The following is a 24775-nucleotide window of genomic DNA, read 5'->3' as shown; positions in this document are numbered from 1 at the left end:
GCCGTGCAGGCCGGACGACGTGCCGCGACGGCCCGGGCGGACGTTTCCCGGCATGCTGAGCGATGATGGTGCGTGAGAACGGCCGACCCCACCGCGAGGAGTTTCCCCGCCATGTCAGCGCGCATCCTGCTGGTCCGCCACGGCCAGACGGCCTGGTCCCGGCTGGGCAAGCACACCGGGCGTACCGACGTACCCCTCCTTGACGAGGGCCGCCGCACCGCGGAACTGCTGGGCGAGCGGCTGCGCCGCACCCCCTGGGACGGCCTGCCGGACGCCGAGGTGCGGAGCAGCCCGCTGGTCCGGGCCGCGGAGACCTGCGAGCTCGCCGGTTTCGGCGGGCGGGCGCGCCCCTGGGACGCTCTGATGGAGTGGGACTACGGCGGCTACGAGGGCCTGCCGCCCGAGACGATCAAGAAGCGGGCCGGCGCGGACTGGTTCATCTGGCGGGACGGCGTGCCCGGCGGCGAGTCGCTCTCCGACGTTGCGGACCGCGCGGACCAGGTGATCGACGAGGTCCGGGTGGCCGAGCGCGACGTGCTGCTCTTCGCGCACGGCCACTTCCTGCGGGTGCTCGCCTCGCGCTGGCTGGGGCTCGATCCCGCCTTCGCCGCCCGTCTCCGGCTCTCGCCCGCCTCGCTCTCCGAACTCGGCTGGGCCTACGGGGCGCCGGCGGTGGAGCGATGGAACGACACCGGTCACCTGGACGGCGTCTGAGTCCTGCCGCTCTGCGGCCTGCCGAGGGGCCGGGTCCGCGGCGGCCGGGGCGGACCGGACCTCCTGGACGCCGCCGGGCCGTTCAGGCAGGCAGCCGGGCGGTCATCCGGTCCAGGAAGGCGTGCACCGCAGGCTCGGAGCGGTGTGCTGCGAGCCCGCGCGCGGTGCCGGCGAGTATCCGGTTCACCCGTGAGGACTGCACCGTCTCCAGCAGGTCGAGCACCTCGCCGCCTGCTGCCGCCGCCTCCTCGGGGGCGCCGAGTCCCGCCAGGTCCTCGGCCAGTTCCGCGGTGAACAGCGCGGTGTTGCGGGCGAAGTGCGGGGGCTGGAGCTCCACCGCGCGCCGGGCGCACCCCACCGCCCGGTGCCAGTCACCCAGTGCCGCCCAGCACTGGGCCTCCAGTCCGGCCAGTTCGGCCTCGCCGAAGAAGGTCATCCACTCCGGATCGGCCTCGCGCGGCCCGCGGTCGAACAGCGACCGGGCGCGGCTCAGCGCCCCGGTGCATCCGGAGCGCTCGCCGAGACCGCTCCAGCCGCCGGCCTCGCGCATCGCCAGCAGGGCCAGCAGCCGCGGGGAGCCGAGGCCGGCCGCGGCCTGCTGGCCCGCCTGCGCCGCCCGCACCGCCTCCCGCGGGCGTGCCGCGTCACGGGCCAGAAAGGCGGCGTTGCAGAAGGCGTGCGCCTCCAGCGCGGTGTCCCCAGCCAGCCGCGAGGTGGCCAGAGCCTCGGCGTAGTGCGAGCGGGCGTCCTCGATCCGACCCGAGTCGTGCGCCAACCACCCGACGGAAATGGCGAGTTCGCCGGCACCGGCCTGGAGCCTGCCGGTGACCGATCGGCGGCGGGCGCCGGCGTCCAGCAGATCGTAGGTGGTGCGGAGCCAGGCCCCGGCCCGCTGGTAGAGGCTGTCGGCCCCGTGCCGGTCGTCCAGCAGCCTGATCCGGCGCACGGCGGACTCGACCTCCGACGCCTCGGCGGAGCCGGCCCGGACCGGTCCGGAAGCGGCGGCGGCCCGTTCTGCGAGCGGCGCTCCCAGCGAGGCGGTGGCCAGTGCGGCGGGGCCGCCGGTCATGAATGCGCGACGCAGCACGTCGCTCTCCTCGTCGGTGTGGGTATGGGTTTCGGTGGCGGGCAGCCGGCACACCGTGCAGGTGCTCTCCCGCAGGGAGGCCGAGGCGCCTTCGGCTGGCCGGGCACCTCCCCGGACCCGGCCGCCGCGCGCCGCGCGGCCCCGCACCGCCTCCCGGGGTGCGAATCCCATGTCGTCGAGGCTGTGGGCGGGGAACATGTGCCGGAACACACGCTCGTAGGCGTAGTTCGGGCAGCGGATCTCGCCCGCCTCCACCCGGCCGATGTACCGGGCGTCGCACGAGACGCGCTCGCCGATCTCCCGGGCCGCGCGCCGGACCGACGCGGCGAATTCGCCGGGCGAGAGCTGCCCGCGAAGACGCCGGAAGGCCGCGTTCGGCCGCCGCTGCGGTGCGGCTGCCACTGACGTTGATGGTGACGACGCCATGCCGGGAAGGTACACGTCGTGCCGGGGCCGCCACACTGGGTTTGCTGACAAAACGGATGTCTCACCTGACATCTGCCATGAAGTGCCACTCCTTGCAGTGCTCCGGCGCCGTAGCCGTTGACGCCGCCGGGCGTTGAACCGGGTGTCGGCGAGTGCAGAGGAGAAGTCACGTGCTGGACACCGGAGACGTGCGTACGACCGCCTGGCCCCGCACCGCGGCGGCCGGCGGTGCCGAAGAGGGAGCGGAGGAGGGGGCGGAGCCCTGCGATCTGGTGACGGTGCCGGCCCGGCAGGGCCTGGAGGCGGTGGACATCCTCCGGCTCCGGGACGGGGTCGGACCGGTCCTGCACGACGGCGAGGGCCGCACGCTGGGCTTCCTGGTGCCGCCCGGCACCGCGGACGGCTGGGACCTGCCCGGCAGCGCCTGTACCCAGACCTGCGGCCGGGGGCCGCGCTACGCGGGCGAGCCCCCGGTGGCGGGCGCGGGGTGGCTGGTCGCCCCGGACACCGCGCACCCGGAGGTGACCGACGCGTCCCGGCTGCGCGCCGCGCTCGGGGAGGCGGCCCGTGCGATCGAGGCCGTCGACCGCTGGTGACACCGGCCCGTCCGGGCAGGGGATACTGGCCGGTGTGGGCAGACAGCGCAGGCCGGCCGAGGAGCGGGCCAAAGGAGGCGCGGCCGGGGAGCCGAGGTCCGAGCAGGTCGGGGGCGGCCTCGCGGAGCTGCGGCCCGACCCGGACCGGCGCCGCGCCTGGGAGCTCACCGTCGACGGTGCCCCGCAGTCCCACGTGGACCTGGACGACCCGGCCCGGCCCGCCTTCGCCTACCAGCGGCGCCTGGCCCACCTGATCGACCTGGTCGCCCCGCCCGGACAACCCGTGCAGGCGCTGCACCTGGGAGGCGGCGCGCTGACGCTGCCGCGCTACACCGCCGCCACCCGGCCCCGCTCCACTCAGCAGGTGCTGGAGGCGGACGCCGCGCTGACCCGCTTCGTCCGCCGCGAGCTCCCGCTCGACCGCGGGTGGCGGATCAAGGTGCGCGGTGCGGACGCCCGCGCCGGACTCGACCGGATCCCGGACAGCTGGGCGGACCTGCTCGTCGCCGACGTCTTCAGCGGGGCCCGCACCCCCGCGCACCTGACGAGTGCCGAGTTCCTCACCGAGGCCCGCCGGGTGCTCGTCCCTGGCGGCTGGTACACCGCCAACCTGGCCGACGGGCCGCCGCTGAGCCATCTGCGTGCCCAACTCGCCACCGTGGCAGTCATGTTCAAGCACGTGTGCGTGCTGGTCGAGCCGGCGGTGCTGCGCGGCAAGCGGTTCGGCAACGCGGTACTGCTCGCCGCGGACGGTGCCCTGCCGCTCGTCGAGCTCCCCCGGCGCCTGGCCGGTGAGGCGCAGCCGGTGCGGGTGCTGCACGGCCGTGAACTGCTCGACTTCACCGCAGGCGCCCGGCCGGTGACCGACGCGACCGCCGTGTGCTCCCCGGCGCCGCCCCCCGGCACCTTTCCCGGCTCCGGGCCGCGGCGCGGGAAGAGCTGAACGGCAGCGGGTCCGGCGTGGGCGGGACCGCGCCTCAGTGCTCGTCGACCTGCACCCGTGGCGGTCCGTCGTGCCACGTGCAGAAGACCGAGGACGAGCTGTCGTCCCGGGTGAAGGTCACCCGTATCCACTGCTCCTGCTCCCAGACCTGCACCTGCCAGCCGGAACGCGGCGTCGCCGAGACCAGGGAGGCCGTCTCGGGGCCCAGGTCGAACGCGGCCCAGCCCCCCTCCACGGGGTAGCTGCTGACCTGCCCGCCGCCCTCCCCCTCGGCCCCCGCTCCGCCGGGCGCCCCCGCTCCGTCCGGGGCCTCGCCCTGCTCCCCGCCCGGCGGGGTGCCGGGATCTCGCGCACCGCCGTTCCCCTGGGCGCCGTCCGCTCCCTCGCCGTCCTTCGGGGCGCCGCTCTCCCCGGCGTTGCCGTCGCCGGACCGCTTCCCGTCCCCGGGCGCCTTCCCCGACGGATGGTCGCCGGACTCCTCGCTCGCGGTGGGCGGCGTGGAGGGCTTGGGCCGCTGGGTGGAGGAGCCGACGGCGGCCGTGGTCCCCCCGTCGTCGGAGACCGGCATTGCCTCCGGCGGGTCGTACGCCGTTCCGGAGAGCACCGTGTGCACGCCGAGCCAGCAGACCGTGGAGGCCGCGGCCGTGGCCACCAGCCAGGCGCCCGTCTGGGCCACTCGTCGTTGCATCAGTCTCACTCCAATGGGCTACGGTTCCGCGCATGGCAAGTGTGCTCGTCGTCGAGGACGACCAGTTCGTGCGCTCCGCCCTCATCCGGCACCTCACCGAGGCATCCCACACGGTACGGAGTGTGGGGACCGCGTTGGAGGCCCTGCGCGAGGTCGCGCAGATCGGTTTCGACGTGGTGATCCTCGATCTGGGCCTGCCGGACCTCGACGGCGCCGAGGCGCTCAAGATGCTGCGCGGCATCACCCAGGTGCCCGTGATCATCGCGACGGCCCGGGACGACGAGGCGGAGATCGTCCGCCTGCTCAACGCCGGGGCCGACGACTACCTGGTGAAACCGTTCTCCGTGGCCCACCTTTCCGCCCGGATGGCGGCGGTGCTGCGCCGCAGCGGCAATCGGCATCCCGGGGCGACCGAACCGGCGGACCGGGTGCTGCGGGTCGGCGGGCTGGCCATCGACCCGCTGCGCCGGCAGGCCGAACTCGACGGCCGGACACTGGATCTGACGCGCCGGGAGTTCGACCTGCTCGCGTTCCTGGCCGGCCGCCCGGGGGTGGTGGTGCCCCGCCGCGAGCTGCTGGCGCAGGTCTGGCAGCAGTCCTACGGGGACGACCAGACGATCGACGTCCACCTCTCCTGGCTGCGGCGGAAGTTGGGGGAGACCGCCGCCAGGCCGTGCTACCTGCACACACTGCGCGGTGTCGGCGTCAAGCTGGAGCCGCCGGCGTCCGGAACCGTGCGATGAGATGGGCCCTGGTCCGGCTGAGCCTGGCCGTGACCTCGATGGTCGTGCTCGCCTTCGCCGTGCCGCTGGCGCTCGTGGTCAAGGAAATGGCGCGGGACCGGGCCTTCTCGCACGCGGAGCGCCAGGCCGCCGCGGTCGGCCCGGCTCTTGCGATCACCGACGACCGGGCCGAGTTGCAGCGCGCGGTGGCGAGCACCCAGGCCGGTGCCGACGGCCGGATGGCGGTCCGGATGCCGGGCCGCGCCGCGGCGGACGGCGGCGCGGCCCGCACCATGGAGATCGGGGAGTCCCGCGCGCCCGAGCGTGAGGTGGGCGCGGGTCGCGCCTCCGTCGTGGCGGTGGAGGGCGGGTTCGCCCTGCTCCAGCCCACCGCCGTGGACGACGGACGGATCGCCGTGGTCGAGGTGTTCGTCACCGAGGAAGAGGTCTCCCGCGGTGTCGAGACCGCCTGGCTGGTGCTGGCCGGAGTCGGCGTCACCCTGATCATCGGGACGGTGGCGCTCGCGGACCGCCTCGGTACCCGGATGGTGCGCCCCGCCGAGCACCTGGCGAACGCCGCACACGAACTCGGCGAGGGGAAGCTGGGCGTCCGGGTGCCGGAACGGGGACCTGCGGAACTCCGTTCCGCCGCGGTCGCGTTCAACTCGATGGCCGACCAGGTGGTGGCGCTGCTGGCGAACGAGCGCGAACTGGCGGCTGACCTCTCGCACCGGCTGCGCACCCCGTTGACGGTCCTCCGACTCAACGCCGCCTCCCTCGGCGAGGACGACGCCGCCGAGCAGACCCGGCAGGCCGTCTCCCAACTGGAGCGTGAGGTAGACCAGGTGATCCGCACCGCGCGGGAGTTGCGCCCGCAGGCGCAGAGCGGTGCCGCGGCCGGCTGCGACGCCGCCGAGGTGGTCAGGGAGCGGATGGCGTTCTGGTCGGCCCTGGCCGAGGACGAGGGGCGCAGCGCCCGGGTCGCGGGCGCCGATCGGCCGGTACGGGTCCCCGTCAGCCGGGCCGAACTCGTCGCGGCGCTGGACGCGATGCTCGGGAACGTGTTCCGCCACACGCCGGACGGCACCGCGTTCGCCGTCGACGTGTACGACGCCGGCACCTCCAGCAACTCGGTGATCGTCCTGGTCTCCGACGCCGGTCCCGGCATCGCCGACCCGGACGCCGCACTGCGCCGCGGCCACGGTGACGGCGGGCCCGGATCGACCGGGCTGGGGCTGGACATCGCCCGCCGGGTGGCCGAGTCCACCGGAGGTGACGTCCGGATCGGGCGGTCGGTGCTGGGCGGCGCGGAGGTGCGGCTCTGGCTGGCGCTCGGCGGCGACGTACCGACGCGCAGGCGGCGTTCGCGGGGCGTGGTGCGTCACCGCGTGCGGCGGCCCGGTCGCCGCACGTGAGAGCCGCTTAACCTCGTTCGATGGCCGCCTTAAGCCCGGATTAAGCACACCGCGGCAGGTCCGTTCGGTGACGATGTGTCCGTTCCCGGGGAGCTAGTGTGCAAGCACCCCCCACAGGGAGCCTCTGGAGGCGGGGTGCGGCGGTCCGTTGCCCCGTCTGCCGCACTCCGCCGTCCAGGGCCCCGTCACCGACCGCGAGCGGCCGTCCCCCCACCGGCCGCCGCGGTCGCCGGCCCTTCCCCCACGGGCCGGCCGGACCGCCCCACCGGTCCGGCCGGCCGGGCCGGCGCTCCCTGCCCGTCCCCGTCCGCAGCGGGCACCCGGTCCCGGCCCGTCGGCGCTCCCGTCCGGCCCGGCCCCTGCCGGCACCCTGCTCCCGGGCAGCCCCGGTCACCCGACCGCTTCGTCGATCCTCCGCACCGCGGCCTCCCAGCCCTCCTGCGGCGACTTCCCCTGCTGCTCCACCTGGAGGATGCCCACGTTGGCGATGCTCTCGCCGATGACCTGGTCCTTCGGCCCGAGTACGGCAGTGGGGATGCCGAGCGCCGCGACCGAGAAGATCCCGCCGATGGGGGCGCCACCGAAGTACTCGTGCGTCGCCTCCTTCACCTCGGGGAGTTCGAGCGCCCGCTGCGAGCTGGGGAAACTGGCCTGCTTCTCGAACAGCTTGGCCTGCTGCTGCGGCGCCGTCAGCCAGGCGACGAGCTTGATCGCTTCCTTGTGGTTCGCTCCCGCCTCGGGGACGGTGAGGAAGGAGCCGCCCCAGTTGGCCGGCCGGGGCGCCTCGGCCACGTCCCACTGGTCCGCTCCCTCCTCGCCCGACTTCTCCTTGATGTAGCCGAGCATCCAGGAGGGGCAGACCACGGAGGCGAAGGAGCCGTTCGCGAAGGCCCGGTCCCAGGCGCTGTCGAACTGCTTGAGCCGCGCCGTCATGCTGCCCTCGGCGGCCTGCATCGCCAGGTCCCAGGACGTCCGGACGGCCTCGCTGCTCTTGTAGACCAGCTTGCCGGACCGGTCGTAGTTCTTCTCCGCGTAGCTGGACACCGAGCCGTTGTAGAGCCCTGCGGCACCGTCCATGAAGGAGGTGCCCTCCGGGGCGTTCGCCGTGTACCGCTCGCCGGTGGCGACGTAGTCGGCCCAGTCGCCCGCCCACAGCGCGCCGACCTCCTCGCGGTCGGTGGGCAGTCCGGCCTGCGAGAAGAGGTCCTTGCGGTAGCAGACGCCCATCGGTCCGGTGTCCGTGCCGACCCCGATGACCCGGCCGTCCCCGGAGGTCGCCTGGTCCCACTTCCACGGCAGGAAGCTCTCCTGCTCGACGCCGGGTGCCTCCGCGAGGTCGACGAAGTCGTCCGCGTGGGCGGAGGTCAGCTCGTTGATGTTCGCCACCTCGACGGCCTGCACGTCGTTCAGGTCGCCGCCCGTGGAGAGGCTGTCGAGCAGCGCGGGGTAGTAGTCCTCGTTCCGCTCGGCGGAGTTCTCCTCGATCGTCACGTGCGGGTTGAGCTCCTCGTACTCCTCGTAGAGTCCGGCCTGCTCGTAGCCGAACACGCCGAACACGCCGACGGAGACGGTTATCGGCTCCGTGCCGCTGGCGGCCACCGGCCGCGGGTCCTCCGCGGCGCAGCCGGCCAGCAGGGCGGTGCTCAGGGCGACGGCCGCGCCCGCGGCCAGGCCGCGGGCGATCGGACGATACGGGGATGTGCGGGTCCTGCTGTACATCGCGTCCCTCCCGACGTACGGGATGTGAAGTGAAGGGGGGTGGCGAAGGGAGTATGGGAGCGCTCCCGCTCAGGATGACGGGTTGAACAGTCGCCGACTGCTTCCGGAGTGTCAAGGCAACGGCCGGACCTGTTGCGGGACAGCCCGTGGTTGGTGGAATGATCGGGCGCATCCGAGTACGGGCAGGGGGAGGCAGACGTGGTGATGCGTGGCACCGGGCGCCGCAGGCCGACTCTGGAGCAGGTCGCGGTCCTGGCGGGGGTGGGGCGCGGCACGGTCTCCCGGGTGATCAACGGCTCCCCCCGGGTCAGTGAGCAGACCCGCGCGGCCGTCCAGTCGGCGGTGGCCGAACTGGGCTACGTCCCCAACCGGGCCGCCCGGGCGCTGGCGGCCGGCAGTACGGACGCCATCGCACTCGTCGTCCCGGAGCACGAGAACCGGCTCTTCGTGGAGCCGTACTTCTCCGGGATCGTCCGCGGAGTCGGCTCCGCCCTCGCGGACGCGGACCTTCAACTGCTGCTGACGCTGATCCGCGACCGCAAGGAGCGCGAGCGCTTCGCCCAGTACGCCTCCGCGCACCGGGTGGACGGCGTGCTGCTGGTCTCGGTGCACGCCGACGACCCGCTCCCCGAGCTGCTGGACTCCATCGGCATGCCGGCCGTGCTCGGCGGCAGGCGGTCGCTGGAGGAGACGGCGAGCTTCGTCGACTGCGACAACCACGGGGGCGCGCGGGCCGCGGTGGCGCACCTGCTCGCCCGCGGCCGCCGCACCATCGCCACCGTCACGGGCCCGCCGGACATGTACGTCGCCCGCTGCCGGCTGGACGGGTACCGGGCCGCGCTGCGGGCCGCCGGCTGCCCACCGGACGAGTCCCTGGTCGTCTACGGGGACTTCACCGAGGAGTCCGGCCACCGGGCGACGGGAGAACTGCTGCGTCGCCGTCCGGACCTGGACGCGGTGTTCTGCGCCTCCGACCTGACCGCGTCCGGGGCCCGGCTGGCGCTGCGCGAGGCCGGCCGTGCCGTCCCCGAGGACGTGGCACTGGTCGGCTTCGACGACTCCTCGGTGGCCCGGCACATGGACCCGCCGCTCACCAGCGTCCGGCAGCCGATGGAGGAGATGGGCCGGGAGATGGCACGGCTGCTGCTGGAGCGCCTGGCCGCGCGCGACGACCCGGCGGTGCCGCTGCCGGTCAGCCGCAGCACGCTGCTGCCCACCGAACTCGTCCACCGCCGGTCGTCCTGACGGCGACAGCACGCGGCCCCGCCGGGACGCGGAGCGGCGGGTGGGGTGAACCACCGCCGCGGCAGCGCCGTCGACCCGAGCGGAGCCGCGCCCACCCTGCCGGGCGGCGGTACGGACACCGCTCGGGGGACGCGTACGGGCGAACCTGCCGGAATCGAACAGCGTCCGGGGGCAGGGGCGATGGCTCGAAAACCGCCCAGTAGGGTAACCGCTCAACGCTGCCCACCCGATGGAGTCGGCCCGTGGACTACTGCCCGACCTGCCGCCGCCACCTGAACGGTGCGCTGGTGTGTCCCGGTTGCGGAGCCGTCCAGCCCGACGGGCACTCGACCCGGCCGCTGCCGGTGGTGGGGCAGGCGCCGTCAGCCGAGGCCGGGACGCAGGGCTCCGCGGGTCCGGGTCCGGAGCAGACGCCGCACCCGCAGGAGCCGTCGCGCCCGGAGGAGTTGCCCCACCCGTCGGGGGGCAGGCCCGGGCGCCCGCTGCATCGGGCCTCCCGTCGGGCCAGGAGGCGGCGGACGGCCATCGGGGCGCTGCTGTTCGGCGCGGTTCTCGCCGGGGTAGCCGTGGAGGCCGGCGATGTGCTGCCCGCCGGGGAGCCCGGGGCCAAGCCGAGTTCCGCCCCGACGCCCGCGGCGGAGCCGCAGGAGACCAAAGCCGCGGTGCCGGTGCAGGAGGAGGAGAGCCCCTCGGGGGAGGCGTCCCCCACGGATTCCGGGACGTCCGCGTCACCTTCGGCCGAGGAGTCGGACACCGACGCGTCGCCGTCCGAGGAACCCGGCGGGGCGCAGCCCTCCCGGACTCCGCAGCCCCCGGCCTCCGAGCCGGTCGGGTCGCCCCCGGAGGAGGGCGAGGAGGGCCCCGGGGACGACGGCACGCCCTCGCAGACCGCCGACCCGTCCGAGGAGCCCTCACCCTCGGACGAGCCGGGCGACGGCGATCCGCCGCCCGCGGACGAGGAGTGCGTCCTGTGGTGGTGCGAGTGACCCGGCCCGCCTCCCCCTCGTCCCTGGCCTGAGGCCGGGCCCCGCCCCTCCCGGACGCAAGCGACCGCGCCGTGGGCTGACTCCGGATGAGCTGCCGTACCGTCAGCAGAAGCGACCGCCCACTTCATTGGGCGGTGGTCCACTCCATTCACCTGTACGGGGGTGCATGCGCGCTTGGACCTCCTGCTTCGCCAACCCGCCTCTCCGGACCGGACCTTGACGATCCGCCCAGGGCGCGGCGGTACGCCGTTCGGCCCTTCGGGGGTCTTCCCACGAGATGCACCACCCCCGTTGTTGACGTGTCCTCACAAGTGATGGCTTCGCTGCACAGGAGGACGGCCTGATGTGTACACCACGTGAAGACGAACGGACGGCGCTGTCGCGGCGGGGCGTGCTGCGCGGCGGAGCACTCGCGGCCCTCGCCCTGGTGCCGGTGCTCGGGGGCGCGCAGCAGGCCGCGGCGGGGACGGCGGGAGCCGATCGGGCCCGGCCGTGGGGCACCGCCGCCGGGGCGCCGGGGACGTGGTCCGCCCCGCTGGCTGCCGCGTACCCGGTCTCCGCCGGGTACGGCGTCGCCGGCGACTGGCTCGCCGGCCACCACACCGGTATCGACTTCGCCGTGCCCAGCGGGACCCGGGTGTCCGGCATCGGGCCGGGCACGGTGGACCTCGCCCGGGAGTACGGCGACTACGGCAACGCGGTCGTGGTCCGGATGGACGACGGCCACTTCGTCCTCTTCGCCCACCTGTCGAGGACCGCCGTGAAACCGGGGGAGCGGGTGGGCGCCGGGGACCGGCTCGGCGACTCCGGGGCCACCGGCCGGGTGACCGGCCCCCACCTGCACTTCGAGGTCCGGACCACGCGCCACTACAGGACGGACATCGATCCGGTCGCGTACCTGGCCGCGCGCGGCGTCCGGCTGGACTGAGCCACCGGACACCGGCCCGTGTCGACTCCGCCCGGCGCCCGCAGCGGGGGCGGCGGTCAGCGAGGAGCGGCGGCCGGCCCGCCCGTCGGAGCGGCGGCCGGGTCGGCGGCGGCGAACGCGCCGCGAGCCAGCCGGTGCAGCAGGGTGGCGGTGTCCGATCGGCCGGGCAGGGCGGCGGGGCGGCTCAGGTGCGGGGTGGAGTTCAGCAGTCCGAAGACCGCGTGCACAGCGGCCCTGGCCCGGGGCTCCGGCACGCCGGGGTGCACCTCGCTGACCACCGGCACCCACAGTTCGACGTACTGGCGCTGGAGCCGCCGGACGCGTCGGCGGTCCTCTCCGGAGAGCTGGCCGAGTTCGCGGTCGTGCAGGGTGATCAGCGCCCGGTCGTCCAGGGCGAAGTCGATGTGGCCGCTGATGAGCGCGTCGAGCGTCGCGCCCGGGGGAAGGCCGGCCGCTGCCGCCGCGGCCAGCCGCTGCCGCCCGCCCTCGTGCAGTCGCTCGCTGATGCCCACGAGCAGTTCGGTGAGCATCGCGTCCTTGCCCGCGAAGTGCCGGTACAGACCGGGGCCGCTGATGCCCACCGCGGCGCCTATCTCGTCCACGCCCACGCCGTGGAAGCCGCGCTCGGCGAAGAGGCGGGCGGCCTCGCCCAGGATCTGCTCGCGTCGGCTGGGCGGGCCGGCCGCGGCGCCGCCCCTGGCCCGGGTGCTCGTGCTCATACCGGCGATTGTAGACACCGGGGTTAGTCGGCGTTAACCTGGCCCGGCAGGATGGGTTAACGGTTATTAACTTCGAGCGAGGGGGCTCCCTCCCATGGAGCAGGCAGTGCCGCTGAGCAGCACCGCGGATTCGGCCTCCGAGGAGTGGCGGGCCAACACCGCCGCGCACCGCGCACTGGCCGGAGAGCTGCGGGAGAGGCTCGCGCGAGCCCGGGCGGGCGGCGGTCCCGCAGCGCGGGAGCGGCACACCGCCCGCGGCAAGCTGCTGCCCCGCGAGCGGGTCGACACCCTGCTCGACGCCGGCTCCCCCTTCCTGGAACTGGCCCCGCTCGCCGCCGAGGGGATGTACGAGGACGCGGCACCGGCCGCCGGGGTGATCGCCGGAATCGGCCGGGTCTCCGGCCGGGAGGCGGTGATCGTCGCCAACGACGCCACGGTCAAGGGCGGCACCTACTACCCGATGACGGTGAAGAAGCACCTGCGGGCGCAGGAGGTGGCGTTGGAGAACCGGCTGCCCTGCCTGTACCTGGTGGACTCCGGCGGCGCCTTCCTGCCGATGCAGGACGAGGTCTTCCCCGATCGCGAGCACTTCGGCCGGATCTTCTACAACCAGGCCCGGATGTCCGCCGCCGGCATCCCGCAGATCGCCGCCGTCCTGGGGTCCTGCACGGCCGGGGGCGCCTACGTGCCGGCGATGAGCGACGAGGCGGTGATCGTCCGCGGCCAGGGGACGATCTTCCTCGGCGGCCCGCCCCTGGTGAAGGCCGCCACCGGTGAGGTCGTCACCGCCGAGGAGCTGGGCGGCGGCGAGGTGCACTCCCGGATCTCCGGGGTCACCGACCACCTCGCCGAGGACGACGCCCACGCGCTGCGGATCGTCCGGAACATCGTCGGGACCCTGCCCGCGCGCGGGCCGCTGCCCTGGTCGGTGGAGGCCGTCGAGGAACCGGCCGTCGACCCGGAGGGACTGCCGGGCGTGGTGCCGGTGGACTCCCGTACCCCGTACGACGTCCGCGAGATCATCGCCCGGATCACCGACGGCTCGCGCTTCGCCGAGTTCAAGGCCGAGTACGGCACCACCCTCGTCACCGGCTTCGCCCGGATCCACGGGCACCCGGTGGGCATCGTCGCCAACAACGGCATCCTGTTCTCCGAGTCGGCCCAGAAGGGCGCCCACTTCGTGGAGCTGTGCGACCAGCGCGGCATCCCGCTGCTCTTCCTCCAGAACATCTCGGGCTTCATGGTCGGCCGGGACTACGAGGCCGGCGGCATCGCCAAGCACGGCGCCAAGATGGTCACCGCGGTCGCCTGCACCCGGGTCCCCAAGCTGACGGTCGTCGTCGGCGGCAGCTACGGGGCGGGCAACTACTCGATGTGCGGCCGGGCCTACTCGCCCCGTTTCCTGTGGATGTGGCCGAACGCCAAGATCTCCGTCATGGGCGGCGAGCAGGCGGCCTCGGTGCTGGCCACCGTCCGGGGCGACCGGCTCAGGGCCCGTGGCGAGGAGTGGAGCACCGCCGACGAGGAGGCGCTCAAGGAGCCGGTCCGCGCGCAGTACGAGAGCCAGGGCAACGCCTACTACGCCACCGCCAGGCTCTGGGACGACGGCGTGATCGACCCGCTGGAGACCCGCATGGTGCTGGGCCTGGCACTGACCACCTGCGCCAACGCGCCGCTCGGCGACCGCGGCTTCGGCGTCTTCCGGATGTGAGGGGAACCCTTCGGATGTTCGACACCGTACTGATCGCCAACCGGGGCGAGATCGCCGTCCGGATCATCCGCACCCTGCGACGGCAGGGGGTCCGCGCGGTCGCCGTCCACAGCGACGCGGACGCCGACGCCCGGCACGTGCGGGAGGCCGACACCGCCGTGCGGATCGGCCCGGCCGCCGCCGAGGAGAGCTACCTGTGCACCGAGCGGCTGCTGGATGCGGCCGCCCGCACCGGGGCCTCCGCCGTGCACCCGGGGTACGGCTTCCTGGCCGAGAACGCCGCCTTCGCCCGTGCCGTCACCGATGCCGGCCTCGTCCTGATCGGCCCGCCGGCGGCGGCGATCGAGCTGATGGGCGACAAGATCCGGGCCAAGGAGACCGTCGCCGCCGCGGGGGTGCCGGTGGTGCCCGGCTCCTCCGGCAGCGGGCTCGGCGACGCCGAACTCGCGTCCGCCGCGCGGGAGATCGGCATGCCGGTGCTGCTCAAGCCCTCGGCGGGCGGTGGCGGCAAGGGGATGCGCCTGGTTCGGGACGCCGCCCGGCTGGCCGAGGAGATCGCCGCCGCCCGCCGTGAGGCCCAAGGCTCCTTCGGCGACGACACCCTGCTGGTGGAGCGCTGGATCGACCGCCCCCGGCACATCGAGATCCAGGTGCTCGCCGACGGCCACGGCAACGTCGTCCACCTCGGCGAGCGCGAGTGCTCGCTCCAGCGCAGGCACCAGAAGATCATCGAGGAGGCGCCCAGCCCGTTCCTCGACCCCGCCACCCGGGCCGCGATGGGCGCGGCCGCGGTGGACGCGGCCCGCTCGTGCGGCTACCGGGGCGCCGGCACCGTCGAGTTCATCGTGCCGGGCGACGACCCCTCGGCGTACTTCTTCATGGAGATGAACACCAGGCTCCAGGTCGAGCACCCGGTCACCGAGCTGGTCACCGGTATCGACCTCGTCGAGTGGCAGCTGCGGGTCGCGGCGGGGGAGCCGCTGTCCTTCACCACCGACGACGTCGCCGTCCGCGGCCACGCGGTGGAGGCCCGGATCTGCGCCGAGACCGCCCGGGCGGACGGCGCCGGAGGAGTGGACTTCCTGCCTTCCGCGGGCCGGGTGCTGCGCCTGCGTGAACCGGACGGCGAGGGCGTCCGGGTGGACTCCGGGCTCACCATCGGCACCGAGGTCGGCACCCACTACGACCCCATGCTCGGCAAGGTTGTCGCGTACGGCCCGGACCGCGCGAGCGCGGTCCGCCGGCTGCGGTCCGCACTGGCGGACACGGCCGTACTCGGCCTGGACACCAACACCGCCTTCCTGCGCGCCCTGCTGGCGCACCCCGCGGTCGTCGCGGGCGAGCTGGACACCGGGCTGGTGGACCGGGACGCCGCCTCGATGGTGCCGAAGGGCGTCCCGGACGAGGTGTACGCCGCCGTCGCCCTGCTGCGCACCGCCGCCGCCACCCCGCGACCCGCCCCCGGCGTCTGGACGGACCCGTTCTCGGTCCCCTCCGGCTGGCGGCTGGGCGCCGACGCGGCCTGGGTGCCGCACCGGCTGAAGGCGCCCGGCCACGACCCGGTGACGGTCGCGGTGCGCGGTTCCGCCGAAGCCGCCGAGGTCCGCTTCCCCGACCGGTCCGACCGACCCGGGGTGGAGGCGGAGGCACCCGCCGTCGCGGCCCGGCTCACCGCGGCCGGAGAGGGCCGGGTGCGGCTGGAGTGGCAGGGCATCGCGGTCACCTTCGACCGCGCCGCGGAGGGCGGCGGCCACTGGCTGGGCCGGGACGGCGCCGCCTGGCTGCTCCGGGAGCACGACCCGGTGGCCGCCGCGCTGCGTGCCGCCGGCGGCGCCGCGGGCGACGCGCTCACCGCGCCGATGCCCGGCACCGTCACCGTGGTCAAGGCCGCGGCCGGTGAGCAGGTGGCGGCCGGGCAGGCCCTGCTGATCGTCGAGGCGATGAAGATGGAGCACGTCATCAGCGCGCCCTTCGCGGGCACCGTCACCGAACTCGACGTCACCGCCGGCAGCACCGTCGCGATGGACCAGGTGCTCGCCGTCGTCGAGCCACTGCCGGAGGAGCCGGAGGAGGAGCCCCGATGACGGACGGACTGCCGATGCGCGTCCCGCTGGACGGCCTGCCCGCCCGGGTGCGCATCCACGAGGTCGGGCCGCGCGACGGCCTGCAGAACGAGCAGCGGGTGGTACCGGTCGAGGTGAAGGCGGAGTTCGTCCGGCGGCTCGCCGGAGCCGGACTCACCACCGTCGAGGCGACCAGCTTCGTCCATCCCCGCTGGGTGCCGCAGCTGGCGGACGCGGAGCAGCTCTACCCGCGGCTGACCGGTCCGGACGCCCCGGCGGAGCTGGCCGGGGTGCGGTTGCCGGTGCTCGTCCCCAACGCCCGTGGCCTCTCCCGCGCGCTGGCCCTCGGCGCCCGCGACGTCGCCGTCTTCGCCAGCGCCACCGAGTCCTTCGCCCGGGCCAACCTCAACCGCGGGGTGGAGGAGTCGCTGGCGATGTTCGCGCCGGTGGTCGCCGAGGCAGGGGAGGCCGGAGCGCGGGTGCGCGGCTACCTGTCGATGTGCTTCGGCGACCCCTGGGAGGGCGCCGTACCGGCCGCGCAGGTGGTCGACGTCTGCCGACTGCTGCGGAACATGGGGTGCGAGGAGCTCAGCCTCGGCGACACCATCGGCGTCGCCACCCCGGGCCAGGTGTCCGCACTGCTGACCGCACTGGACGCCGAGGGCATCGGCGCCGACCGGCTCGCGGTGCACTTCCACGACACCTACGGCCAGGCCCTGGCCAACACCCTCGTCGCACTGCGGCATGGCGTCACCACCGTGGACGCCTCCGCCGGCGGCCTCGGCGGCTGCCCGTACGCCGGGAGCGCCACCGGGAACCTCGCCACCGAGGACCTCGTGTGGATGCTGACCGGTCTCGGTGTCGAGACCGGTGTCGACCTCGACCGCCTCGTCGCCACCAGCGACTGGATGGCGGAGCACCTGGGCCGGCCCAGTCCGTCCCGCACCGTACGCGCCCTCTCCCACAAGGAGCAGTGACCCATGGCCCTGGACCACAGGCTCACCCCCGAGCACGAGCAACTTCGCCGGACCGTCGAGGAGTTCGCACACGAGGTGGTCGCCCCGAAGATCGGCGACCTCTACGAGCGGCACGAGTTCCCCTACGAGATCGTCCGTGAGATGGGCCGGATGGGCCTCTTCGGCCTGCCGTTCCCCGAGGAGTACGGCGGCATGGGCGGCGACTACCTGGCGCTCGGCCTGGCCCTGGAGGAACTGGCCAGGGTCGACTCCTCGGTGGCGATCACCCTGGAGGCGGGCGTCTCGCTGGGGGCGATGCCGATCCACCGCTTCGGCACCGAGGAGCAGAAGCGGGAGTGGCTGCCCCGGCTGTGCTCCGGCGAACTGCTCGGCGCCTTCGGCCTCACCGAGCCGGAGTGCGGCTCCGACGCGGGCGGCACCCGGACCACCGCGGTGCGCGACGGCGACGAGTGGGTGATCAACGGCACCAAGTGCTTCATCACCAACTCCGGCACCGACATCACCGGACTGGTCACCGTCACCGCCGTCACCGGCCGCAAGGACGACGGCGCGCCGCTGATCTCGTCGATCATCGTCCCCTCCGGGACGCCCGGCTTCGGCGTCGCCGCGCCGTACTCCAAGGTCGGCTGGAACGCCTCGGACACTCGCGAGCTGTCCTTCCAGGACGTCCGGGTGCCGGCCGCGAACCTGCTCGGCGAGGAGGGCCGCGGCTACGCGCAGTTCCTGCGGATCCTCGACGAGGGCCGGATCGCCATCTCCGCTCTGGCCACCGGGCTCGCCCAGGGCTGCGTCGACGAGTCGCTCTCCTACGCTCGTACCCGTACCGCCTTCGGCCGCCCGATCGGCGACAACCAGGCGATCCAGTTCAAGCTCGCCGATATGGAGATGCGGGCGCACACCGCACGGCTCTCCTGGCGGGACGCCGCCTCGCGGCTGCTGGCTGGGGAACCGTTCAAGAAGGAGGCGGCGCTGGCCAAGCTGTACTCCTCGGAGATCGCGGTGACCAACGCCCGGGAGGCCACCCAGATCCACGGCGGCTACGGGTTCATGAACGAGTACCCGGTGGCCCGGATGTGGCGGGACTCCAAGATCCTGGAGATCGGCGAGGGCACCAGCGAGGTTCAGCGCATGCTCGTCGCGAGGGAGTTGGGTCTCGGTCCGTCCTGAGACAATCGGTGCATGGCGGAGATCATCCAGAACGGTGGAGCCTGGACCTTCGACGGGGGCTGGTGCCGGGGCGCGGACGCGGGCTGCTGCTCCGGGACCTCGCCGGTATCGAGTGGTCGAAGCCCGGCTGGGAGAGCGGCTGGGTGCGCTTCACCCCGAAGGGCCCGGGGGTCGCGGCGGTGAAGCCGGACCACGATCCGAACTGTGTGGTGCTCTGGGGCTTCCGGGAGGCCCGGGAGACCGCCGAGTCCGCCCTCTTCGCCGCGGCCGTGACGGCCCGGCTGCCGCACCCGCACGGCCCCGTGGCGGTGGAGGCGGCTCCGGGGGCGGGGGGCGCCGCCAGCGGACCGCGCGGTGCCCGCGGTGCCCCCGGTGGGGGCACCGGGCGCCGCAGGCGGTGCCGGTCCGTCCGACGGGTCCGACCACGACGCGCTGCTGCGGCGGTTGCGGGAACTCGGGGAGCTGCACCGGTCCGGGGTGCTGACGGACGAGGAGTTCGCCATCGCCAAGCGGTCCCTCCTCGAACGTTTCTGAGCCCGGTTCCGGACCCTCACCCGGGTGCGGCGGGGAGCGGGCGCGTCCCGGGCGCCACGTACGGAGCCGCGGGCGCGCCCTCCCTCCTGCAGATGAGTGCACTTGTGCCCGAATCCGGGCAGGATTCTTGCAAAAGCCCCTCCGGCCCCGCACTATCAACGGGTGCTCGATCGCCGTCAGCATGACGATCTCGTCGACCACCTGGTCCGCAGCACCACGCTCCAGCGCGGCGAAGCAGTCCGGGTGGTGCTCGACGTGCTCGCCTACTTCGACGAGACGGTGGAGGAGTTCGTCCGCCGCCGGCACCGGGAGCTCCAGTCCGGCGGCCTCGCCAATCCGGCGATCTTCCAGCAGATCACCGCGGAATTGCCTCGGCGGGCGGTCGCGCCGCCCCCGCTGTCGCTGCGGCAGCTGCGCCGCATCGTCTACGGCTGAACCCAGCCGCGGCCGGTCCGCAGAGGGCCGGACGTGGGCTCACGGAGCGGGGAGCGGCGCCGGGCACGAAGAAGAACGTCGACGAGGAGAAGTGCTTATGTGCGGAATCGTGGGATACATCGGCAAACGGGATGTGGCGCCGCTGCTCCTCGAAGGACTCCAGCGCCTGGAATACCGCGGGTACGACTCGGCGGGCATCGCCATCCACAGCAGCGGCACCGGCCGCAGCGGCGGGCTGAAGACGGCCAAGGCCAAGGGCCGGGTGCGCGAACTGGAGGCCCGGGTCCCCAAGCGCTTCGCCGGCACCACCGGCATCGCCCACACCCGGTGGGCCACCCACGGCGCCCCCAGCGACGAGAACTCCCACCCGCACACGGACGTCGAGGGCCGCGTGGCCGTCGTCCACAACGGCATCTTCGACAACGCCGACGAGCTGCGCGCCAAACTGGTCGCGGACGGTGTCGCCTTCGCCTCCGAGACCGACACCGAGGTGCTCGCCCATCTGATCGCCCGCGCCCAGGCGGAGACGCTGGAGGAGAAGGTCCGCGAGGCCCTTTCCGTCATCGAGGGCACCTACGGCATCGCCGCGCTGCACGCCGACTTCCCCGACCGGATCGTCGTCGCCCGCAACGGCTCGCCGGTGCTGCTGGGAGTCGGCGAGCACGAGATGCTGTTCGCGTCCGACGTGGCCGCGCTCGTCTCGCACACCCGGCAGGTCGTCACGCTCAACGACGGCGAGATGGCCACCATCAAGGCGGACGACTACCGCACCTACACCACCGAGGGCTCCCGTACCTCCACCTCGCCGGAGACCGTCGAGTGGGCCGCCGAGTCGTACGACATGGGCGGCCACGAGACCTACATGCACAAGGAGATCGCCGAGCAGGCCGACGCCGTCGACCGGGTGCTGCGCGGTCGGATCGACGACCGGTTCGCCACCGTGCACCTGGGCGGGCTCAACCTGGACGCCCGGGAGGCCCGCGGGGTCCGCCGGGTGAAGATCCTCGGCTGCGGTTCGGCCTACCATGCCGGCATGATCGGGGCTCAGTTGATCGAGGAGCTGGCCAGAATCCCCGCAGACGCCGAACCGGCCAGCGAGTTCCGCTACCGCAACGCCGTCGTCGACCCGGACACGCTGTACATCGCGGTCAGCCAGTCCGGCGAGACCTACGACACCCTCGCCGCCGTCCAGGAGCTCAAGCGCAAGGGCGCCCGGGTCCTCGGCGTGGTCAACGTGGTGGGCAGCGCGATCGCCCGGGAGACCGACGGCGGCGTCTACGTGCACGCGGGGCCGGAGGTCTGCGTCGTCTCCACCAAGTGCTTCACCAACACCGCTGTGGCGTTCGCGCTGCTCGCCCTGCATCTGGGCCGTATCAGGGACCTCTCGGTGGCGGACGGCAAGCGCGTCATCGCCGGGCTGCGCCGACTCCCCGCCCAGATCGCCGAGGTGATGGCGGGCGAGGCGGAGATCGAGCGGCTCGCGGCAGAGTACGCCCAGTCCAAGTCGATGATGTTCGTCGGCCGGGTGCGCGGCTACCCGGTGGCGCGCGAGGCCTCGTTGAAGCTCAAGGAGGTCTCCTACATTCACGCGGAGGCCTACCCGGCCTCCGAGCTGAAGCACGGGCCGCTCGCCCTGATCGAGCCCGCCGTGCCGACGGTGGCCGTCCTGCCCGACGACGACCTGCTGGAGAAGAACCGCGCGACCCTGGAGGAGATCAAGGCCCGGCAGGGCCGGATCCTCGCGGTCGCGCACAGCCCGCAGGAGAAGGCGGACCACACCCTTGTCGTCCCGCGGAACGAGGTGGAGCTGGACCCGATCCTGATGGGGATCCCGCTGCAACTCCTCGCCTACCACACGGCGCTGGCGCTCGGCCGGGACATCGACAAGCCCCGCAACCTGGCGAAGTCCGTCACGGTGGAGTGATCCGGCGGGGGCTGCGGGCGGCCCCCGCCGCGCGGCGCTCCGGGGAGCGCCGCGCAGGAAGGGCCCGCTCCGGTGCCACCAGACGCGGGGCGGGCCCCTCCTCTTCGCCGGTGTCGCCCATCACGCCGGCGGGAGGCTGCCGGCCGGGGACCGTCACCCCCCGTACGGCAGCACGTTGCCTGCTCTATGCCCGCTACCGGTACAGAATGCACCCTTCGGCGGCGAGAAATTCCGGGAAGGCCCGCGGCGGGGCCCTCGAAGGGCCCCGGGCGGCGCGGTGGGAGGCCCGCACCGGGTCCCGAGCCCGCCGCGAGGGGGCTCGGCCGAGAGAGGGCTCAGGGGATGACGACGACCGGCCGCTGGGCGCGCCGTGCCAGCCGACCGGCCACCGAGCCGAAGATCCGTCCGGCCAGGCCGTGGGTGGAGCCGACCACGATCGCGTCGGCCTCGTACTCCCGCCCGACCTCCTCCAGTTCGTGACAGATGTCGCCGCCGCGCTCGACCAGGATCCACGGCACCTCCGCGAGGTAGTCCGCGCAGGCGAGTTCCAGCCCCAGGACCTCGGTGCGGTGGTCCGGGACGTCCACGAAGACCGGCGGCTCGCAGCCGGCCCAGACGGTCGTGGGGAGGCGGTTGGCGACGTGGACGATGATGAGCCCGGAGCCGGATCGCCTGGCCATCCCGATGCCGTAGGCGAGGGCGCGCTCGCTGGAGGTGGAGCCGTCGAAGCCCACGACCACGCCGTGCTGGAACGCCGGATCGCTGGACCGGCGCAGCTCTTCCGCCGCATCGGGTCGCGCCGCGGGGTCGGCGACCGGTTTGCGGTCCGCGGGGTCGGGGATCTCGTGTCCGGCCATTGGCGTCTCGGCGAAAGGGTCCTCGTGCGGAGGGACGGCGGTTGGTTGCGGGCTAAATAAAGGTCCGGGAAACATCTTTCCAACGCCTTACCCCAAGAGTACGGCGCCACGCCCCCGGTGCCCAGGGGCTGAGGGCGAAGCATGCCGGAGCCCGGCGCATCGTGCAACGACCGGCGCCGCGGCCCGGCCGGATCCCGCGGGCGGGGAGGCGGGACGCCCGGGACGGGCGCCGACGGCGGAAGGTCGGACGTCCCGTCCGGTCCGCCCGGGCGGACCCGCCCGCGCGACGGGCGCCCGTCGTACGGTGATCGGGCACGAGCGGGCTGCGACGCGACCCCTGCCGGGGCTGTGCGCAGGGCGTACGCTCGTGGCTGACCAGGAGCACCACTGAACCGACGCTCTTTTCGGCCAACTTGCTTCGGTGGTACACACCTTGGCGAACGAGGGCGAGTCACCCCTCTCACCTGGGTTGAAAGGAGCGTCACGGGTGTATGCATCCCATGGGCGGCGGTTCACTCGGTCAGGCGTACTTCCCAGGGGCGCTGACGAGTGAAACGCTTCGTGATCGAATGCTTTACGCCAAGTTGTCTTATCGACATAGCGCTGGGTGATGAAGTTGTCCCGTCAGCACCATCCGACGCAGTAGATTCGATCTTGGTGAAACACGGCGGGGGAAACCGTGCAGGACCGAGAGGAAGCGACCACTGAGGGGGGCTTAGAGACATGAGCCAGGACCCACCGCACGGCCCCGCGCCTATCCGGAAGCTGGCCGCCCGGCGCCGCCGCGAGATCGTCGCGGTGCTGCTGTTCGGCGGAGGCCCGATATTCGAGAGCTCGATCCCGCTCTCGGTCTTCGGCGTCGACCGGCAGGACGCAGGCGTGCCCCGCTACCGGCTGCTCGTGTGCGCCGGCGAGGACGGGCCGCTGCGCACGACGGGCGGACTGGAGCTGTCCGCACCGTACGGGCTGGACGCGATTTCCCGGGCGGGCACGGTCGTCGTGCCCGCCTGGCGTTCGATCACCCAGCCGCCGCCGTCGGCGGCGCTGGAGGCACTGCGCCGGGCGCACAGCGAGGGGGCCCGCGTCATGGGGCTCTGCACCGGCGCGTTCGTCCTGGCGGCGGCCGGCCTGCTGGACGGGCGCCCGGCCACCACGCACTGGATGTACGCGCCGACGCTCGCCAAGCGGTACCCGGCCGTCCACGTCGACCCGCGCGAACTGTTCGTGGACGACGGGGACATCCTGACCTCGGCCGGGACGGCCGCCGGCATCGACCTGTGCCTGCACGTGGTACGGGCCGACCATGGTGCCGAGGCCGCCGGGGCGCTCGCCCGGCGTCTGGTCGTCCCCCCGCGCCGGGGCCACACCAACGAGGTGGGGCAGCTGCACCGGCTCGACCGCTCTTTACCGGAGGAAATCGGCACCGATCCGCTCGCCGAAGTGGTGGCCTGGGCGCTGGAGCACCTGCACGAGCAGTTCGACGTGGAGACGCTCGCCGCCCGTGCCTACATGAGCCGACGCACCTTCGACCGCCGGTTCCGGTCGCTCACTGGCAGCGCACCGTTGCAATGGCTGATCACCCAGCGGGTGCTCCAGGCCCAGCGGTTGCTGGAGACGACCGACTACTCCGTCGACGAGGTGGCGGCCCGCTGCGGCTTCCGCTCGCCGGTCGCGCTGCGCGGGCACTTCCGCCGCCAGCTCGGCGCCTCGCCGGCAGCCTACCGGGCCGCGTACCGGGCCCGGCGCCCGATGGGGCCCGGCGGGGACCCGGCGGACGGTGCGGAGGGCGCGACACCGGGAGAGCTGCGGGTGCCCCGCTCCCGGGCGCACGCCCGGACGGAACTCCCGCCGCGCGGCGGGAGGCACGGCAAGGTGGAGCCGGCGGACTTCTTTGCCCGCAGCCTGGTCACCGCGCCGGCGTCGGAGCCCGGCGGCAGCCCCGACCCCGACCTCTACGCGCCGCGGCTGCCGCACCAGCGGGGGCGCACTCTGCCCTGACGATCGCGGGGCGGTCTCCGCCGCGAGTGGAGACCGCCCCGACAGGGCCCTGCCGGCCATGGCCGACGTAGGGTGCTCGCATGAACGATCGCATGGTGTGGATCGACTGCGAGATGACCGGTCTCTCGCTGTCCGACGACGCGCTCATCGAGGTGGCCGCCCTGGTCACGGACTCTGAGCTGAACGTCCTCGGGGAGGGGGTGGACATCGTGATCCGCCCGCCCGCCGAGGCGCTGGAGAGCATGCCCGAGGTGGTGCGCGAGATGCACACCGCGTCCGGCCTGCTCGACGAACTGCAGTCGGGCACCACTCTCGCCGACGCCGAGGCCCGGGTGCTGGAGTACGTGCGGTCCCAGGTGCCCGAGGCGGGCCGGGCCCCGCTGTGCGGCAACTCGATCTCCACCGACCGCGGCTTCCTGCTGCGGGACATGCCCTCGCTGGAGGGCCACATGCACTACCGGATCGTGGACGTCTCCTCGATCAAGGAGCTGGCCCGGCGCTGGTACCCCAAGGCCTACTTCAACAGCCCCGAGAAGAACGGCAACCACCGGGCGCTCGCCGACATCCAGGAGTCCATCGCCGAGTTGCGCTACTACCGGGAGGCGGTCTTCGTGCCCCGGCCCGGGCCGGACTCCGAGACCGCCAAGGCGGTCGCCGCCAAGTACGTACTCAACCCGCACGAGCCCGCCGACCCCGCGCCCGGGGCCGCCTGACCGCTTTCCGGCAGCGACCCCTGCACGCGGGGGCGCACGGCGCCCGCGCGCCCAGCGGCAGCGCACGGCGCAGCGAGGGTGGGCCGGGGGCGGAAAAGCCCCGCGAGGCGCCGTGAGGGTGCCCCCGCCGGGGGCCCACGGGGGCGCCCCGCCCGCAGCCGGGAGTGGCTCGTCGGGGCTCGTGTGCAGGGTGGAAAGGTGTGCGCGA

22 protein-coding genes and 1 pseudogene are annotated in these 24775 nt (G+C 73.8%); 18 read left to right on the top strand and 5 right to left on the bottom strand.

Going from position 1 to position 24775, the window contains the following annotated elements; all coding sequences use genetic code 11:
• Nucleotides 1-111: 111 nt before the first annotated feature.
• On the top strand, nt 112-714 hold the full coding sequence (locus H300_RS0105190; protein ID WP_028426595.1) for a histidine phosphatase family protein: 603 nt from the start codon (nt 112-114) through the stop codon (nt 712-714).
• Between the two features lie 82 nt (nt 715-796).
• On the opposite strand, the gene H300_RS0105185 is transcribed toward H300_RS0105190, so the two are convergent.
• A complete protein-coding gene (locus H300_RS0105185) occupies nt 797-2227 on the bottom strand; it encodes an NsdA family TPR-like regulatory protein (protein WP_028426594.1) in 1431 nt (476 codons plus the stop codon).
• 170 nt (nt 2228-2397) lie between these two features.
• Here H300_RS0105185 and H300_RS25045 point away from each other — a divergent pair, with 170 nt between their 5' ends.
• Complete coding sequence (locus H300_RS25045; protein WP_051269489.1) at nt 2398-2823, top strand: hypothetical protein; 426 nt, start codon at nt 2398-2400, stop codon at nt 2821-2823.
• Nucleotides 2824-2857: 34 nt separating this feature from the next.
• A complete protein-coding gene (locus tag H300_RS0105175) occupies nt 2858-3766 on the top strand; it encodes a fused MFS/spermidine synthase (protein ID WP_028426593.1) in 909 nt (302 codons plus the stop codon).
• Nucleotides 3767-3800: 34 nt separating this feature from the next.
• Here H300_RS0105175 and H300_RS0105170 read toward each other — a convergent pair whose 3' ends face one another.
• Nucleotides 3801-4454, bottom strand: coding sequence for a hypothetical protein (locus H300_RS0105170; protein WP_037979118.1), 654 nt, complete (start codon nt 4452-4454; stop codon nt 3801-3803).
• Between the two features lie 32 nt (nt 4455-4486).
• Here H300_RS0105170 and H300_RS0105165 point away from each other — a divergent pair, with 32 nt between their 5' ends.
• The gene (locus H300_RS0105165) at nt 4487-5197 is read left to right on the top strand and encodes a response regulator transcription factor (RefSeq protein WP_028426591.1); all 711 of its coding nucleotides are present in this window, start codon (nt 4487-4489) and stop codon (nt 5195-5197) included.
• Nucleotides 5194-6591, top strand: coding sequence for a sensor histidine kinase (locus H300_RS0105160; RefSeq protein WP_028426590.1), 1398 nt, complete (start codon nt 5194-5196; stop codon nt 6589-6591). Before H300_RS0105165 ends, H300_RS0105160 begins: the two co-directional genes overlap by 4 nt.
• Before the next feature lie 390 nt (nt 6592-6981).
• On the opposite strand, the gene H300_RS0105155 is transcribed toward H300_RS0105160, so the two are convergent.
• The gene (locus H300_RS0105155) at nt 6982-8310 is read right to left on the bottom strand and encodes an ABC transporter substrate-binding protein (RefSeq protein ID WP_028426589.1); all 1329 of its coding nucleotides are present in this window, start codon (nt 8308-8310) and stop codon (nt 6982-6984) included.
• A 204-nt stretch (nt 8311-8514) separates the two neighbouring features.
• Between H300_RS0105155 and H300_RS0105150 the strand changes: the two genes are divergently transcribed.
• The 3 genes from H300_RS0105150 (at nt 8515) to H300_RS25040 (ending at nt 11469) form a co-directional block, all read left to right on the top strand.
• Entirely contained in the window at nt 8515-9555 is a 1041-nt protein-coding gene (locus H300_RS0105150) for a LacI family DNA-binding transcriptional regulator (protein WP_028426588.1), read from the top strand.
• Between the two features lie 242 nt (nt 9556-9797).
• Nucleotides 9798-10541 carry an SCO2400 family protein gene (locus tag H300_RS0105145; RefSeq protein ID WP_028426587.1) on the top strand — a complete coding sequence of 248 codons (744 nt, stop codon included), beginning with the start codon at nt 9798-9800 and terminating at the stop codon, nt 10539-10541.
• A gap of 343 nt (nt 10542-10884) precedes the next feature.
• Nucleotides 10885-11469: a peptidoglycan DD-metalloendopeptidase family protein gene (locus H300_RS25040; RefSeq protein WP_078515722.1), complete on the top strand. Its 585-nt coding sequence runs from the start codon at nt 10885-10887 to the stop codon at nt 11467-11469.
• A gap of 56 nt (nt 11470-11525) precedes the next feature.
• On the opposite strand, the gene H300_RS25035 is transcribed toward H300_RS25040, so the two are convergent.
• A complete protein-coding gene (locus H300_RS25035) occupies nt 11526-12188 on the bottom strand; it encodes an SACE_7040 family transcriptional regulator (protein WP_051269483.1) in 663 nt (220 codons plus the stop codon).
• A 94-nt stretch (nt 12189-12282) separates the two neighbouring features.
• Between H300_RS25035 and H300_RS0105130 the strand changes: the two genes are divergently transcribed.
• The 8 genes and pseudogenes from H300_RS0105130 (at nt 12283) to glmS (ending at nt 20999) form a co-directional block, all read left to right on the top strand.
• Nucleotides 12283-13899, top strand: a complete 1617-nt coding sequence (locus H300_RS0105130) for a carboxyl transferase domain-containing protein (RefSeq protein ID WP_028426586.1) — start codon at nt 12283-12285, stop codon at nt 13897-13899.
• Nucleotides 13900-13913: 14 nt separating this feature from the next.
• On the top strand, nt 13914-15983 hold the full coding sequence (locus tag H300_RS0105125) for an ATP-binding protein (protein ID WP_028426585.1): 2070 nt from the start codon (nt 13914-13916) through the stop codon (nt 15981-15983).
• Entirely contained in the window at nt 15980-16939 is a 960-nt protein-coding gene (locus tag H300_RS0105120; RefSeq protein WP_028426584.1) for a hydroxymethylglutaryl-CoA lyase, read from the top strand. Before H300_RS0105125 ends, H300_RS0105120 begins: the two co-directional genes overlap by 4 nt.
• Before the next feature lie 3 nt (nt 16940-16942).
• Entirely contained in the window at nt 16943-18106 is a 1164-nt protein-coding gene (locus H300_RS0105115; protein WP_028426583.1) for an acyl-CoA dehydrogenase family protein, read from the top strand.
• A pseudogene (locus H300_RS32165) lies at nt 18013-18321 on the top strand (DUF4429 domain-containing protein); the annotation flags it as partial. The gene H300_RS0105115 and the pseudogene H300_RS32165, both read left to right, overlap by 94 nt.
• Nucleotides 18322-18478: 157 nt before the next feature.
• On the top strand, nt 18479-18640 hold the full coding sequence (locus H300_RS32160) for an SHOCT domain-containing protein (protein WP_486583560.1): 162 nt from the start codon (nt 18479-18481) through the stop codon (nt 18638-18640).
• Nucleotides 18641-18802: 162 nt separating this feature from the next.
• A complete protein-coding gene (locus H300_RS0105105) occupies nt 18803-19075 on the top strand; it encodes a hypothetical protein (RefSeq protein WP_028426581.1) in 273 nt (90 codons plus the stop codon).
• A gap of 97 nt (nt 19076-19172) precedes the next feature.
• The gene (gene glmS / locus H300_RS0105100; protein WP_028426580.1) at nt 19173-20999 is read left to right on the top strand and encodes a glutamine--fructose-6-phosphate transaminase (isomerizing); all 1827 of its coding nucleotides are present in this window, start codon (nt 19173-19175) and stop codon (nt 20997-20999) included.
• A gap of 335 nt (nt 21000-21334) precedes the next feature.
• On the opposite strand, the gene H300_RS0105095 is transcribed toward glmS, so the two are convergent.
• The gene (locus H300_RS0105095; protein ID WP_028426579.1) at nt 21335-21856 is read right to left on the bottom strand and encodes a universal stress protein; all 522 of its coding nucleotides are present in this window, start codon (nt 21854-21856) and stop codon (nt 21335-21337) included.
• 723 nt (nt 21857-22579) lie between these two features.
• Between H300_RS0105095 and H300_RS0105090 the strand changes: the two genes are divergently transcribed.
• Both H300_RS0105090 and orn read left to right on the top strand, forming a co-directional pair.
• Nucleotides 22580-23854, top strand: coding sequence for a helix-turn-helix domain-containing protein (locus tag H300_RS0105090; RefSeq protein WP_028426578.1), 1275 nt, complete (start codon nt 22580-22582; stop codon nt 23852-23854).
• 80 nt (nt 23855-23934) lie between these two features.
• The gene (gene orn, locus H300_RS0105085; RefSeq protein ID WP_028426577.1) at nt 23935-24567 is read left to right on the top strand and encodes an oligoribonuclease; all 633 of its coding nucleotides are present in this window, start codon (nt 23935-23937) and stop codon (nt 24565-24567) included.
• Nucleotides 24568-24775 lie beyond the last annotated feature (208 nt).

The organism is Streptomyces sp. TAA040, assembly GCF_000424845.1.
The sequence above is the reverse complement of the archived record's forward strand: the minus strand, read 5'-3'. Positions and strand labels throughout refer to the sequence as shown.

Bases quoted from the DNA above. Each gene is read 5' to 3' on its own strand.
- H300_RS0105095 (WP_028426579.1), bottom strand. From the start codon at position 21,856: ATGGCCGGACACGAGATCCCCGACCCCGCGGACCGCAAACCGGTCGCC.
- H300_RS25035 (WP_051269483.1), bottom strand. From the start codon at position 12,188: ATGAGCACGAGCACCCGGGCCAGGGGCGGCGCCGCGGCCGGCCCGCCC.
- glmS (WP_028426580.1), top strand. From the start codon at position 19,173: ATGTGCGGAATCGTGGGATACATCGGCAAACGGGATGTGGCGCCGCTG.
- H300_RS0105115 (WP_028426583.1), top strand. From the start codon at position 16,943: ATGGCCCTGGACCACAGGCTCACCCCCGAGCACGAGCAACTTCGCCGG.
- H300_RS0105125 (WP_028426585.1), top strand. From the start codon at position 13,914: ATGTTCGACACCGTACTGATCGCCAACCGGGGCGAGATCGCCGTCCGG.
- H300_RS0105090 (WP_028426578.1), top strand. From the start codon at position 22,580: ATGAGCCAGGACCCACCGCACGGCCCCGCGCCTATCCGGAAGCTGGCC.
- H300_RS0105160 (WP_028426590.1), top strand. From the start codon at position 5,194: ATGAGATGGGCCCTGGTCCGGCTGAGCCTGGCCGTGACCTCGATGGTC.
- orn (WP_028426577.1), top strand. From the start codon at position 23,935: ATGAACGATCGCATGGTGTGGATCGACTGCGAGATGACCGGTCTCTCG.
- H300_RS0105170 (WP_037979118.1), bottom strand. From the start codon at position 4,454: ATGCAACGACGAGTGGCCCAGACGGGCGCCTGGCTGGTGGCCACGGCC.
- H300_RS0105165 (WP_028426591.1), top strand. From the start codon at position 4,487: ATGGCAAGTGTGCTCGTCGTCGAGGACGACCAGTTCGTGCGCTCCGCC.
- H300_RS25040 (WP_078515722.1), top strand. From the start codon at position 10,885: ATGTGTACACCACGTGAAGACGAACGGACGGCGCTGTCGCGGCGGGGC.
- H300_RS0105190 (WP_028426595.1), top strand. From the start codon at position 112: ATGTCAGCGCGCATCCTGCTGGTCCGCCACGGCCAGACGGCCTGGTCC.
- H300_RS0105185 (WP_028426594.1), bottom strand. From the start codon at position 2,227: ATGGCGTCGTCACCATCAACGTCAGTGGCAGCCGCACCGCAGCGGCGG.
- H300_RS0105150 (WP_028426588.1), top strand. From the start codon at position 8,515: ATGCGTGGCACCGGGCGCCGCAGGCCGACTCTGGAGCAGGTCGCGGTC.
- H300_RS0105120 (WP_028426584.1), top strand. From the start codon at position 15,980: ATGACGGACGGACTGCCGATGCGCGTCCCGCTGGACGGCCTGCCCGCC.
- H300_RS0105155 (WP_028426589.1), bottom strand. From the start codon at position 8,310: ATGTACAGCAGGACCCGCACATCCCCGTATCGTCCGATCGCCCGCGGC.
- H300_RS0105130 (WP_028426586.1), top strand. From the start codon at position 12,283: ATGGAGCAGGCAGTGCCGCTGAGCAGCACCGCGGATTCGGCCTCCGAG.